Origin of the sequence: Segatella copri, from assembly GCF_026015625.1 — a bacterium.
Taxonomy (GTDB): Bacteria; Bacteroidota; Bacteroidia; order Bacteroidales; family Bacteroidaceae; genus Prevotella; species Prevotella copri_H.
This window is the reverse complement of sequence record NZ_JAPDVG010000001.1, coordinates 2,052,853-2,066,070: the sequence shown is the minus strand read 5'-3', so window position 1 is coordinate 2,066,070 and position 13,218 is coordinate 2,052,853. Positions and strand designations below refer to the sequence as shown.

Annotated in this window: 12 protein-coding genes; all 12 read left to right on the top strand. The window is 44.3% G+C overall.

The genetic code is table 11. The features are described from left to right. The first annotated feature begins 206 nt into the window (after positions 1-206). The 12 genes from ONT19_RS08925 (at position 207) to ONT19_RS08870 (ending at position 12,727) form a co-directional block, all read left to right on the top strand. Positions 207-1,001, top strand: coding sequence for a hypothetical protein (locus ONT19_RS08925; RefSeq protein WP_264952667.1), 795 nt, complete (start codon positions 207-209; stop codon positions 999-1,001). Between the two features lie 18 nt (positions 1,002-1,019). Next, complete coding sequence (locus tag ONT19_RS08920; RefSeq protein ID WP_264952668.1) at positions 1,020-2,165, top strand: OmpA family protein; 1,146 nt, start codon at positions 1,020-1,022, stop codon at positions 2,163-2,165. Positions 2,166-2,350: 185 nt separating this feature from the next. Continuing rightward, on the top strand, positions 2,351-3,436 hold the full coding sequence (trpS, locus tag ONT19_RS08915; protein ID WP_117695026.1) for a tryptophan--tRNA ligase: 1,086 nt from the start codon (positions 2,351-2,353) through the stop codon (positions 3,434-3,436). 188 nt (positions 3,437-3,624) lie between these two features. Next, the gene (locus tag ONT19_RS08910) at positions 3,625-5,478 is read left to right on the top strand and encodes a transglutaminase domain-containing protein (protein WP_264952669.1); all 1,854 of its coding nucleotides are present in this window, start codon (positions 3,625-3,627) and stop codon (positions 5,476-5,478) included. Positions 5,479-5,513: 35 nt separating this feature from the next. Continuing rightward, positions 5,514-7,664: a DUF3857 domain-containing protein gene (locus ONT19_RS08905; RefSeq protein WP_264952670.1), complete on the top strand. Its 2,151-nt coding sequence runs from the start codon at positions 5,514-5,516 to the stop codon at positions 7,662-7,664. Between the two features lie 91 nt (positions 7,665-7,755). Continuing rightward, positions 7,756-9,051, top strand: coding sequence for an MATE family efflux transporter (locus tag ONT19_RS08900; protein WP_264952671.1), 1,296 nt, complete (start codon positions 7,756-7,758; stop codon positions 9,049-9,051). A gap of 193 nt (positions 9,052-9,244) precedes the next feature. Next, on the top strand, positions 9,245-9,424 hold the full coding sequence (locus tag ONT19_RS08895) for a tetratricopeptide repeat protein (protein WP_006848323.1): 180 nt from the start codon (positions 9,245-9,247) through the stop codon (positions 9,422-9,424). A 69-nt stretch (positions 9,425-9,493) separates the two neighbouring features. After that, positions 9,494-9,724, top strand: coding sequence for a 4Fe-4S binding protein (locus ONT19_RS08890; protein WP_006848322.1), 231 nt, complete (start codon positions 9,494-9,496; stop codon positions 9,722-9,724). Positions 9,725-9,727: 3 nt separating this feature from the next. Further along, complete coding sequence (locus ONT19_RS08885; RefSeq protein WP_153139915.1) at positions 9,728-10,810, top strand: 3-methyl-2-oxobutanoate dehydrogenase subunit VorB; 1,083 nt, start codon at positions 9,728-9,730, stop codon at positions 10,808-10,810. Further along, positions 10,807-11,571, top strand: a complete 765-nt coding sequence (locus tag ONT19_RS08880) for a thiamine pyrophosphate-dependent enzyme (protein WP_264952672.1) — start codon at positions 10,807-10,809, stop codon at positions 11,569-11,571. The genes ONT19_RS08885 and ONT19_RS08880 overlap by 4 nt, the downstream gene beginning before the upstream one ends. Positions 11,572-11,625: 54 nt before the next feature. Beyond that, positions 11,626-12,171 (top strand): 2-oxoacid:acceptor oxidoreductase family protein, encoded by a 546-nt coding sequence (locus ONT19_RS08875; RefSeq protein ID WP_006848319.1) that lies wholly within the window; start codon positions 11,626-11,628, stop codon positions 12,169-12,171. Between the two features lie 274 nt (positions 12,172-12,445). After that, positions 12,446-12,727, top strand: a complete 282-nt coding sequence (locus tag ONT19_RS08870) for a hypothetical protein (RefSeq protein WP_153073109.1) — start codon at positions 12,446-12,448, stop codon at positions 12,725-12,727. Positions 12,728-13,218 lie beyond the last annotated feature (491 nt).

The following is a 13,218-nucleotide window of genomic DNA, read 5'->3' as shown; positions in this document are numbered from 1 at the left end:
ATTAGGAATCGAGCAAAAAGCTATTAAAAGAAAGAGTTCCGTATCGTTTTTTTTTTGTAACAGAAAAGTCAAAAAATGTCTTCTTCTGCTACAGGGGTAGGTATGACTATATGCTTTCTGGGGGCTATTTTGCTTATTTTAACACAAAAAAGCTCTCAAAAATTTGGTGATGTCTTAGGAATCATGAGTTGACTCATGTTACAGTAATGAGTGATGCTGATGCCTATATTGCTAATGAGAAGGGGGAGCGTGTGAAAGACGTTACCTTTACTCCGGTAACAGGAAAAGACAATCAGTTTACTGTTGCGTTGACTGACCTGGCAAAGGCTAGCTATCAGCTGGTAATCCCAGAAGGAACCTTCCATTATGAAAAGAATAATAAGGAAGTAAAGACTCAAGCTATCAAGGAAAGCTTTACGATAGGAAAGGGCGGCTCTCCTGAAAATCCAAATCTTAAATCAGATTATTCAATATACCAGATGTTGCCTGATATATCAGGTTTTGTCAAGGATGTTGCATTGAATGGATTCATGATTAAAAACATTGGATACTATGATGGCTTGGTTGCTAATCCTGATAGAGAAGTGAGACTTGCAGTTTACGACAACAACAAGACGATTCGTACAGGACACTTTGAAAGCTATGTAGATCCGGAAGATCCGACAACGCCGACATTGCTGTTAGTCTTTGATACACCGCTAAGAGAAGGTGAATTGAAAGCAGATCTTTACGCTATCGTAATTTTGCAGGGAACCTTCGGAGATACAAACTTTGGAAAGTTCCTTGAGGACAAGACCACAACCCAAGCCAGTGACTGTCATACAAACCCAAGAATGACGATTACAATCGAAGTAGACAATGATAAGGCTACTGGTATCGAACATGTTGTGAATTCTACTGAGAAGAACAATGTAATCTATGATGTCCAGGGACGTAAGGTAAAGCAGATGAACCGTTCTGGTATCTACATTGTGAATGGAAAGAAATTCGTAAAGAAATAAAATTTAATGTAGAAAGTTATGAAATCAATTAAACTGTTCATGGCAACGGCCATGTTAGCCATCGGCTCTACAGCCGCTATGGCGCAAGCATCCTACACAGACAAGGACGGAAACGAATATCAGTTTAAGCGTCACTGGTTCCTGGATGTTCAGGCTGGTGGGCAATATACTTTAGGTGAGGCAAGCTTCTCAGACTTGCTTTCTCCTAACTTCCAGGGTGCCATCGGCTACCAGTTCTCTCCTGTTTTCGGACTCCGTGGTCAGATAAACGGTATCTGGAGTAAGGGCGGATGGAACGGATACAAGGCTACCAAGGACGGTACTCCGTATACCGCCAGCTACAAATGGAAATATGTAGCTCCGGGTGTGGACTTTATGTTCAACCTCTCTAACCTCTTCTGTGGCTGGAACCCGAACCGCGTGTTCAACGCTACTGTCTTCGTAGGTGGTGGTATCAACTGGGCAGGAGCTAACCAGGAGGTAAACGACCTGGCTGCCAACATCAAGAATCAGAGCAACTATCTGCTGGAATATCTCTGGCAGGGAAAGAAGGTTCGCCCTTACGGCAGAGCTGGTATCGACCTGGAATTCAAGGTAAGCAAGGCTGTGAGCATCATGCTCGAAGGCAATGCCAACATGATTTCAGACAAGTACAACTCTAAGAAGGCAGATAACCCTGACTGGTACTTCAATGCACTGGCAGGTGTACGCATCAACCTGGGCAAGAGCTATACCAAGAAGGCTAAGCCGGTAGAGGAACCTGCTCCGGCACCAGCTCCTAAGCAGGAATATGTAGCTCCTAAGCCAGAGCCTAAGCCAGCTCCTGTAGAGAAGAAGATAGAGGAGATTCGCCGTGACATCTTCTTCACCATCAATTCTTGCAAGATTGCTCCTGCTGAGGATACTAAGATCCGTGAGGTGGTTGACTACCTTGGAAAGAACCCAGAGGCAAAGGTTGTAGTAACCGGCTATGCGGACAAGGGTACAGGCAATGACGTCATCAACGACCGCATCGCTGCCAAGCGAACTGCAGCTGTGGTTTGGATGCTGACAAAGAAATATAATATACCTTCTGAGCGCATTACAGAAGAATCTAAGGGTGCACGTGTGCAGCCTTTTGCTGAAAACGCAAAGAACCGTGTAACGATCATGATCGCTAAGTAGTACGGTAAGTTTATAATGCGACAATCAATTATTTTAATTGGTGGCGGGGCATCCTCAGGATGCCCCGTTTTTCGTTCTGATATCCCTTCCTTCTCCTGCTCATTTTGTTATTTTTTCACCATTTCTTGCAGTTTCTCAATATTTTGTTGTACCTTTGCACAAAAATAATAATAAATTGCAAGAAAATGGGAAAGATTATATTGACGGGCGACCGTCCTACAGGTAAACTTCACCTGGGTCATTACATCGGCTCTCTGCAGCGCCGAGTACAACTTCAGAACGCTGGCGACTTCGACAGAATGTTCGTTTTCATGGCTGATGTTCAGGCTTTGACTGATAATGCCGACAATCCTGAGAAGATTCGCCAGAACATTACAGAGGTGGCTCTCGACTATCTCTCTGCGGGCCTCGACCCACAGAAGTGTACACTCTATATCCAGAGTATGATTCCTGAGTTGGCTGAGTTGACTACCTATCTGATGAACCTCATCAGCGTATCTCGTGTTCAGCGTAACCCAACCGTGAAGACTGAGATTAAGATGCGTAACTTCGAGGCAAACATTCCGCTCGGTTTCTTCTGCTATCCTGTGAGTCAGGCTGCCGACATCACCGCTTTCAAGGCTACAACCGTGCCTGCCGGTGAGGACCAGGAGCCTATGCTGGAGGTAACCCGCGAGTTGGTTCGCCGTTTCAACCAGACTTATGCACCTGTATTGGTAGAGCCGGAGATTCTGCTTCCAGAGATTGCCTGCTGCCGTCGTCTTCCAGGAACTGACGGTAAGGAGAAGATGAGTAAGAGTCTCGGTAACTGTATCTACATGAGCGACGATGAGAAGACCGTTTGGAAGAAGGTGAAGAAGATGTCTAACGGTGAGCCACGTATGAGCATGGAAGAGCCAGGTCATCTGGAGGGCAATGCCGTGTTCACTTATCTTGAGGCATTCTCTACACCAGAGGACTTTGCTGAGTTCTGGCCTGAGTTCAAGACTTTGGATGAGTTGAAGGAGCAGTATGTGAAGGGTGGTATCGGTGACGGCACCTGCAAGAAGTTTCTGAACAGCGTCATCAACAAGATGCTCGACCCAATCCGTGCCCGCCGTCATGAGTTTGAACAGGATATTCCTGAGGTATTCAACATCCTGAAGAAGGGTAGCGAGGATGCCCGCGAGTTTGCAGCCCAGACCATGGATGAGGTTCGCAAGGCTATGCGTATCGACTATTTCAGCGATGCTGCCTATATTGAGGAGCAGGCTGCGAAATTTAAGGTTTGATAATGATGTAAAAGATAGAAATATAAAGTGAAAAGGCAAAAGTTATCGTCAGCTGGTAACTTTTGTCTTTTTTATATTATTATGATATGTTTTTAACGCAAAAAACAAAATAATTTCTTTTCTTATCCTTTGTTCTCGTTTTTTTTTCTTATTTTTGCAAACAGAATAAATAAAAGAAGCAGAGTATAATGAAAATGAGAAAAATGCTCCAATACAGACTTGCTGATTTAGATAGTATGCTGGTATTGCTCTTCGCTTTTTTGCAACCCATCTCGGCTCAAAAAGCTGATGACAATGTGCATATATTGCAATGCAATGATAGATACGTCTTCAAAACTGATGACGCAGGTAAGACTATTGTTGTTAACACTACGGATTATGAGTATGGTGTAACCCAATATTCCGCTCTAGTTCAACCATGTGCTTATTACGGAGAGTTTATTCGTTTGGACAAGGCACAGTGTAAGGGGTATGCACAATACAAGTCAGCCATTCCTCGTAATGTCTTTTACGATGATACCAAGATTTGCTACTTTAGCTATCAGATTCCAAAGGTTGGCAAGACTCTGAAGGCTTCTTTTACCCGAACCTATCTCAATCCTATTTATTTCACAACTATTCCTTTGTGTGAAGCTAATTATGTAGAGCATAAGAAGATAGAGGTAATCAAGCCAAAAGCCTTCCAGCAGTTTCGGATAAAAGAATATAATCTTCCTGCTGGTATAGAGAAAAGTACTACATGTAATGCAGAGGGAGATTCCGTTTTTACTTATGTGATTCATTCCTTACCTGCACAGCTGATAGAACCTAATTCTCCATCTTGGGGATATAGTGCTCCTCATCTCTTGGTGTTGGGAGCATTCCAAAGTCTGCAAGATATGTTTGTCTGGTCTCATCAGTTGGCTAATGTGGATTGCTCAATTCCTAATCAGGAAGAAATACTAAGAGAGATACAGAAAGGGGCAAAAAACGATTATGACAAGATAGCCAATACTTATGCCTGGGTACAGCAGAATATCAGATATTTGGCTTTTGAGGCAGGCATTTCTGCCCATCAACCGGCAACACCTGCTGAAACTATTCGTAAGCGTTATGGTGATTGCAAGGCTATGGCTCTTTTGCTCAAAACCTTGCTCAAGGCGCAAGGCTTTGATGCTCGTCAAACGGATATAGGGACATGGGATGTACCTTATTCTTTGCAGGAAAATCCTTCTATTGCATCTATTGATCATGCGATATGTACGGTTTTCTATCAGGGAAAGCCATATTATCTGGATGCTACGAATCCATATGTTCCTCTAGGCTATGTGCCAGACAATATACAAGGAAGGATGGCTTTGGTAGAAGACGCAGATAGCTTTCGTATGAATAAGTTACCTGAGCTGGCTGCTGATTCTTGCTTTTCTTCTATAACATATCAGACAACCTTAGAATCTGGGGATGATGGAAACTACGATATAAAGGGAAAATTGTACTCTAAATGGAAGGGCGATATGAAGTCTTGGATACTAGTGGGGAATGACGCTACGGCACAAGATGAAAAAGAGAAGGCCTTGGTGGCAGCGATGGGGGGTGATGAACGATTGGATAAGATTGGGGATATAGTGATGACGGGAAATCGTCCTCGGGATGAGTCTTTGAATATCACTGCTTTTTTTATGAAAAAGGGAGCTGGGCAACTGGTTGACGGTAGTGTTTATTTAGATGCCAATCTCGATGAGAGCCTTTTTCTGACTCCAGTGGATACAACCAAACGGGTTTCCGATTACATGATAGACTTGCGGTCTAAGGAAGTACGTGATGTAAAGATTTTGATTCCAGAGAAAATGGAGGTCAGTAGTCTCCCCGCACCTTATCAGATTCATACAGCATGGGTTGATTTTTGTCGCACTTATTCTCAAACAGGCAATCTGATTGTTATGCATAAGGAGTGTGTAATACACCACAGACGTGTTCCGCGAAGCGAAATCCCTGCTTGGAATAAGATTATAAGTGATTGGGGAGCAGCTTGTAATGAGCAAGTAGTATTAAAGGAAAAATGAGTTAAATGTATTATTCATAGTCAAAAAGTTGAATTATGGGAAAGATTAAAGTAATCCGAGTTGTCTTCAGTATTCTGTTGGTACAGCTCTTGACGTTGTCAGTGAATGCTGACGAGAAAGCTGATTATTTGAAGTTGGCGCAAAAGGTGCGGCAAGAAGTTTGGAGCAGTACGCCTGCTGACTTTCAAAAACGAACGGTTCCCGACAGATACAAGAATGCTTCGGCCGTCATACTATCTTATTATCGGGAGTTGAGCACGGATTATTATCGTAAGGCAACGGCTGATCTGGTGCTCAATCTTCGCCTTACTCGTCAGATAGACTGTACGGATATGGAGCGTATGTTAATTCAAATTAATGACAAAAAGGCGTTGAAGGATTATTCTGAGTTTACTTTCAAGACGAAAAGTAGAAAGTGGACCTGGGGATATCATCATAAAACGCAAACGGTGCTTGGCATTCGTGTTATAAAGAAGAATGGTAACGTACAGGAAGTAAGTTTAGATGACTATGTAGATGTCAAGGAAGGCAAAAATGACAAGGACTTGAGTCAGAAGATAGCTGTGCCTGGTTTGGAAGTGGGAGATTGTATTGATGTCTTTTCTCTAGACCAAATAGATACACAGGAACAACAGCTGGATCCTTTCTATTTTGTTCTTCGTCAAGACGAACCTGTCCTTTATACCAAGGTTCACTGTGTGCTAGACCAAAGTCTTGCCACCGTCTATCGGACGATGAATGGTGCCCCTGATTTTACTCAGACCACAGACAAGGACAAAAATGCAGTGCTTGATATGGTTATGGATAAGCCGATAGATGCAGAATCATCCATTTGGTATAATTCTTTGGAGCAGTCACCTTTTATAGAGATGTATATTACCCCGACCAAGGCTAAAGTGGCAGTAGTAGAGAAGGCTATGCGCAAAAAAGGTGTTCGAGGCAATCCTGATGTAACACCAATCCTGCAAGACGATTGGAAATTGCTGAAATCTTATGTGTCTAAGGGGGGATATTCTCCTGCTGGTCTTCCTAGTACGTATAAGAGCGTCTTCAAGTCTGCCAAAAAAGAGGGGATGTCTGCCGAGGAGAAAGCTGACCGTATTTATTCTTTTGAGTATGTTAGTGGGGGAGCTTCTCAGAGGGTTTTTAATACAGTGGCTAATTATTTGCGTAAATTGGGTGTGGAAATAGAAATGGGCATTACCACTCCGTTTGGTGCATTGCCTGTTGATAAACTGATTAATTATAATTCGACATCTTGGTTCTTCCGCCTTAAGGGAACTGATGTGTACTACTTCCCTGGGACTTATCCTAAGGTTGCTTCCGAGATACCTTATATATATCAAGGAAGAAAGGCGTATATGCAAGATTCCGAGGAACAAATAACGATACCTGTGAGTCAAGCTGAAGACAATAAGTCGGTGAATGATATGGTGGTTAAACTTGATGGTACTAAACTTGATATCAGTAGGAAGGTAACTTATTCGGGTGAACAGAAAATGTACGGTCAGTCTTTGGTGAGTCCTGATAACACGCTTTTTGGTTCAAGCCAACTTGAAGCTTATTGGCGATATTTGAAATACGACGACAAAGATCCGTACTCTTGTTATACTAAGAAGGAATCTGCAGAATTAAAAGGAGCTTTCAATGAATATCGGAAAAATGCCATAGATCCGTTTAAGGCTGAAATCAGTAGTTATCACGATGGTGATCCTGTGCAAGTCGGTGGCTATGGAGTAGATTGCGTGGGAATCCGTCGAGATAGTTCTAACTTTGTTTATCATGTAGATTATGTGATGGATGGAATGGTGAAACGCGCTGGAAATAACTATTTGTTGTCGGTAGGTAAGTTAATAGGAAGTTCGTTGAAACTAGAAGGCAAGGATCGAGAGCGTATCGATGATGTTTGGCGCAAGATGGCGTTTGTTGATGAATGGAATATAGAGATTCCGTTGCCGCAAGGATATAAGGTCTCTGCTGAAGCATTAAAGAAGATTGAGACTTCGGTGGCTAATGAGTGTGGAGAATTCACGGTTAAGGCTACCGCTGGAAATGAAAGTGTAAAAGTGTATGTGCGCAAATGTTTTGCTCATAGAGTGGAACCTGTCTCAAACTGGAGCAAACTGTTGGCTTTGGTTGACGCTTGTAGCGCTTTCGCTGATAAGCAGATGGTAATAGCGAAATGAATGTAAGTTTATTGAGTATATTTTTAAATTCTAAAAGATGTGGTTACAGCTTGAAGGTCATATACCAGTAAAACTAAATGAGGTTTAAGAATTGAAAAAGGTGAATAAACGAATATTACAATTAGCGGTGCCGTCGATAATATCCAATATCACGGTACCGCTTTTGGGTTTGGTTGATGTCGCTATCGTCGGGCATATCGGCGATGCAGCGTATATCGGAGCCATTGCCGTGGGCTCGATGCTCTTCAATGTCATCTACTGGCTTTTCGGATTCCTGAGAATGGGAACCAGCGGAATGACTTCGCAGGCTTTGGGAAGGAGAGATTTGGCTGAGGTGCTGAGGCTCCTGGTGCGCTCTCTGAGTATCGGTGTGGGAATAGGAGTGCTGTTCTTCGTTCTTCAGAAATGGCTGATAGGCTGCGGACTGTGGGCGATGTCGCCGGAAGCGGATGTCGTGGAACTGGTACGGAGATACTGTTATGTCTGTATCTGGGGAGCCCCGGCAGTGCTCGGACTCTACGGATTTACGGGCTGGTTTATCGGTATGCAGAACACGCGCATTCCGATGATGGTATCGCTGACGCAGAATGTGGTTAACATCATAGCCTCTCTGCTGCTGGTCTTTGTCGGCGGTATGACGGTAGAAGGTGTGGCGCTCGGAACGGTCATTGCCCAATGGTGGGGATTCCTGATGGCATGTCTGTTTTATCGCATCTGTTATCGCCGGTTAAGCAAGTATGACTATCGCCGGCATCTCTTTGCTGCTGAACCGCTGAAGCAGTTTTTCTCGCTCAATAAGGATATCTTTCTCCGCACCCTCTGTCTGGTGGCGGTAAACCTCTTTTTTACGGCGGCAGGTTCCAGGGAGAGTACCATCGTGCTGGCTGTGAATACGCTGCTGATGACGCTCTTTACCATCTTCTCTTATTTTATGGATGGTTTTGCTTATGCGGCAGAGGCGTTGAGCGGCAAGTATTACGGAGCCCGAAACATGGGGGCATTCCGCGAGGTGGTTAGAAGAACGATGGGTTTTGGAGCTGTCGTGGCAGTAGGTTTCACCTTATTATATATAGTGGGTGGCGAGAATTTCCTCTCTTTGCTCACGAGCGATAAGCAGGTGATAGCTGCATCGGGCGAATATTTCTGGTGGGCTGTGCTGATTCCGCTGTCTGGCATGTCGGCATTCGTCTTCGATGGCATCTTTGTAGGTATCACCCAGTCTAAGTCGATGCTCTGTTCTACTGCCGTAGCCTCGGCTTCGTTCTTCGGTCTGTTCTTCGGCTTGCATCCTTTCCTGGGCAATCATGCCCTGTGGTTGGCCTTCATTCTCTACCTTCTGTTGAGGGGAATCGTACTGTTCGTCATTTATCGTAAAAAACTGCGGTAAATGACGAATTGTGTTTTTATAGAATATTTTAGTAGAAATAATGCACATCTTTCATAAAAATTGCACACTGAATTATAGTGTGCGCATTTTTGTGAAAAACTACATTAATATAGTTTAAATCTTAGGCTTATATTCTTTTTCTTAGCCGAAAATTAGTAATTTCGCAGAGCAAAACTTAAAAAGAAAAGAGTAAATGACAGCAGAAGAATATTATCAGCAAGGTAACGCCTGGCGCAAGCAGGGTGACTTTAAGCGTGCCCTCGACTGCTATATGGAGGCCATTGCCCTCGATCCGGAGAGTCCTGCCGTAGCAGCCAAGGAGATGCTGGATGATATCATGAGCTTTTATTGCAAAGACTACTACAATCCATAACAACCGACATGTGGACAGCAGGAGCTTTGTTTACTCCAATGGTAAAGATAATTAGTAAGAAATTAGAATATGAGTAAGATTAAAGGGGCTATTGTAGTCGACACCGGGCGTTGCAAGGGATGCTCGCTCTGTGTGGAGGCTTGTCCTCAGCATGTCATCGCATTGGCAGAGAAAAAAGTCAATGTGCATGGTTACCGTTATGTAGAGGCAGCTGTACCTGATGCGTGTGTTGGTTGCACTTCGTGCGCCATCGTGTGTCCGGACGGCTGTATCACTGTTTATCGTAAGAAGGAGGACTAAATAATGGCAAATCAGGAAGTTACATTAATGAAAGGCAATGAGGCGATAGCCCATGCCTGTATCAGATGTGGTGCGGATGGTTTCTTCGGCTATCCTATCACACCTCAAAGTGAGATTATAGAGACGCTGGCTCTGCTCAAGCCATGGGAAACATCAGGTATGGTGGTTCTGCAGGCTGAGAGTGAGGTGGCGGCTATCAACATGGTTTATGGTGGCGCCGGTGCCGGTAAGCGTGTCATTACCACTTCTTCAAGTCCGGGTGTGGCTTTGATGCAAGAGGGTATCTCTTACATGGCAGGTGCTGAGATTCCGGGCGTTATCGTCAATGTGCAGCGTGGCGGTCCGGGTCTGGGTACCATCCAACCATCCCAGAGTGATTATTTCCAGGCTACCCGCGGTGGTGGTAATGGCGACTATAATGTGATTGTGCTGGCTCCTGCTTCTGTTCAGGAGATGGCTGATTTCGTTGATCTCGCCTTTACGCTTGCCTTTAAGTATCGCAATCCTGCGATGATTCTGAGCGATGGTGTCATTGGTCAGATGATGGAGAAGGTGGTTCTGCCTCCTGTCAAGCCTCGACGTACCGAGGAGGAGATTGCCAGGGAGTGTCCTTGGGCTACCATCGGCCGTCCGAAGAGTCGTCCTGTCAACATCATGACCTCTCTGGAACTCAAGCCTGAGGTGATGGAGGAGCGCAATATTGCTCTTCAGGAGAAATACAGAAAAATCCGTGAAACCGAGGTTCGTTATGAAACCGAGCAGATGGATGATGCCGACTATGTTATCGTAGCCTTCGGTAGTGCGGCACGTATTGCCGAGAAGAGCATCGAGAGTGCGCGTGAGCAGGGCATCAAGGTAGGATTGTTCCGTCCTATCACCCTCTGGCCTTTCCCTGAAAAGGAGATTCATGAACTTGCCAAGACCAAGAAGGGCATTCTGGTTGTAGAAATCAATGCCGGTCAGATGGTTCAGGATGTGCGACTGGCTGTGAATGGTCAGACTCCTGTGGAGCACTTTGGTCGTCTGGGCGGTATCGTACCTGAGCCGGAGGAAATCGTTGAAGCATTAAAGAAGTTAATAAAATGAATGATATAATTTCACCAGAGAATCTGGTATATAAGAAGCCTACGCTGATGAACGATACCCCGATGCACTATTGCCCGGGGTGTTCGCATGGCGTAGTTCATAAGCTCGTTGCCGAGGTTATAGAGGAGATGGGCATGGAGGATAAGACGGTAGGCGTATGTCCGGTGGGCTGCGCTGTCTTTGCTTATCGCTATTTGGATATTGACTGGCAGGAGGCTGCTCATGGTCGTGCACCTGCTGTAGCTACGGGTATCAAGCGCTTGTGGCCTGATCGTCTCGTCTTCACTTATCAGGGCGATGGCGACCTGGCTTGCATCGGTACCTGCGAAACTATCCACGCCCTGAACCGTGGTGAGCATATCGCCATCATCTTCATCAATAATGCCATCTATGGTATGACCGGCGGACAGATGGCGCCAACCACCCTGTTGGGTCAGAAGACTGCTACCTGTCCTTATGGTAGAGATGCTGATCTTCATGGTTATCCACTCAATATTACCGAGTTGGCAAGCCATCTGCAGGGTACTTGTTATGTAACCCGCCAGAGTGTGGAGACCGTGGCAAGCATCAAGAAGGCAAAGAAGGCTATCCGCAAGGCGTTCGAGGCAAGCATGCAGGGCAAGGGTTCCAGCCTGGTAGAGATTGTTTCTACTTGCAACAGCGGTTGGAAACTCTCACCTGTTGAGGCTAACAAGTGGATGGAAGATAACATGTTTAAGCAGTATCCTAAGGGTGACCTGAAGGATACAACGAACATGTAATGTTGAATGTTGAATGTTGAATGTTGAATTTGGCATTTACAAAAGATTAGAACAATGAAGACAGAAATCATTATATCCGGTTTTGGCGGTCAGGGCGTTCTCTCTATGGGAAAGATTCTGGCTTATTCAGGACTGATGGAGGATAAGGAGGTAACCTGGATGCCTGCTTACGGACCAGAGCAGCGTGGCGGTACAGCCAATGTAACGGTCATTGTGAGCGACAGTCGCATCTCTTCGCCTATCCTGAGCCATTATGATGTAGCCATCGTGCTCAACCAGCCGTCGCTCGACAAGTTTGAGCCGAAGATTAAGCCAGGCGGCATCCTGATTTATGATGGCTATGGTGTGATGAATCCTCCACAGCGCAAGGACATCACCATTTATCGCATTGATGCGATGGACAAGGCTGCCGAGATGAAAAACTCCAAGGTGTTCAATATGATTGTTTTGGGCGGTCTGCTGAAGGTTTGTCCTGTTGTGAGCACCGATGGTTTGAACAAGGCGCTTTACAAGTCATTGCCAGAGCGCCATCATGGTTTGATTCCACTGAACATGCAGGCAGTGGAAGAGGGAATGAAGATTATCGAAAAGGTAGATTAAATTCAATCATCAGTATAGATAAGGGAGCGGGCTGCGTTGCGATGCAGTTCGCTCCCTTGTTTTATTAGGCTGGGTTGAAAAGGAAAATAAAAGAATGATGCAAATAGCACGATGCAGATTACATGATCCAATTTGCATCATATCGTGTACTGCATTCAAAATCTGGTATTGATAGTTTTTTTCGTATCTTAAACTAAAGAAAGTTGTTCTTTTCCTTGGCATTTCCAATTCTTTTCCTTAATTTTGTGGCGTTAATTTAAAAGAAAGGAATAATATGGAAACGATTAATATTCAGTTTCAAGTACCTTCTACAGGTCAATATACGCTTGACGAATTTGTCGCTAAGCTCAAAGACTATGCTGAAAAATTAGCCAGTTCTATCTCCAAATCAGGAAACAGTTATCAGGAAACTTATATGAGCCAGGCAGAGCAGGAAGCCTATGTGGCAGAAAGTCTCAACCGTGCTCTTGATGAACTGGAAGCCCATAAGAAGAATGGGACTAAGCCGATGGATGCTCGTGAATTGTTGAGAAGACTTCGGGAAGAGGAGGCGTAGTATGAAGGTTAAAATTTATACGGAAAAAGAATTTGAGCGACAACTTAGAAAGCTTTCCAAGCACTTATAATCTTTATCAGGAAGGAGATTCCGTTATCATTGATTTGTTGACAATCTATGATAAAGGAGAAATCTCTAATATCTCTGATGAGTTTATCAGTTTTTTGCTTGATAAACGCAAAAATGGATAATACGCAGAATTTGTAGATTGTGTAATTTCGGAACTTCATAGTATTTCATAACGTATAGTTATGAATATTGTTTTGGATACCAATTGCCTTGTTATTGCAATTTCAAGGCAAAGCGAATACCATCAAGTATGGTAAGATTTTCTTGCTGGTAAATTGATTATCAAGGATCATACGATGGCTGCCCTTGGTTTGGGCGGTAAACCGTATAAGAAAATAAAGGTGACGCATCTTTGGGGAACTGCTACACATTTGCTGCCCCTCAAAAAGTAGACACAGAAAGGTGGAAAACTGATGGAAAAT

What these genes read in the sequence shown, in the direction of transcription:
- ONT19_RS08925 (WP_264952667.1), top strand. Translation starts at nt 207, where the DNA reads ATGAGTGATGCTGATGCCTATATTGCTAATGAGAAGGGGGAGCGTGTG.
- ONT19_RS08920 (WP_264952668.1), top strand. Translation starts at nt 1,020, where the DNA reads ATGAAATCAATTAAACTGTTCATGGCAACGGCCATGTTAGCCATCGGC.
- trpS (WP_117695026.1), top strand. Translation starts at nt 2,351, where the DNA reads ATGGGAAAGATTATATTGACGGGCGACCGTCCTACAGGTAAACTTCAC.
- ONT19_RS08910 (WP_264952669.1), top strand. Translation starts at nt 3,625, where the DNA reads ATGAAAATGAGAAAAATGCTCCAATACAGACTTGCTGATTTAGATAGT.
- ONT19_RS08905 (WP_264952670.1), top strand. Translation starts at nt 5,514, where the DNA reads ATGGGAAAGATTAAAGTAATCCGAGTTGTCTTCAGTATTCTGTTGGTA.
- ONT19_RS08895 (WP_006848323.1), top strand. Translation starts at nt 9,245, where the DNA reads ATGACAGCAGAAGAATATTATCAGCAAGGTAACGCCTGGCGCAAGCAG.
- ONT19_RS08890 (WP_006848322.1), top strand. Translation starts at nt 9,494, where the DNA reads ATGAGTAAGATTAAAGGGGCTATTGTAGTCGACACCGGGCGTTGCAAG.
- ONT19_RS08885 (WP_153139915.1), top strand. Translation starts at nt 9,728, where the DNA reads ATGGCAAATCAGGAAGTTACATTAATGAAAGGCAATGAGGCGATAGCC.
- ONT19_RS08880 (WP_264952672.1), top strand. Translation starts at nt 10,807, where the DNA reads ATGAATGATATAATTTCACCAGAGAATCTGGTATATAAGAAGCCTACG.
- ONT19_RS08875 (WP_006848319.1), top strand. Translation starts at nt 11,626, where the DNA reads ATGAAGACAGAAATCATTATATCCGGTTTTGGCGGTCAGGGCGTTCTC.
- ONT19_RS08870 (WP_153073109.1), top strand. Translation starts at nt 12,446, where the DNA reads ATGGAAACGATTAATATTCAGTTTCAAGTACCTTCTACAGGTCAATAT.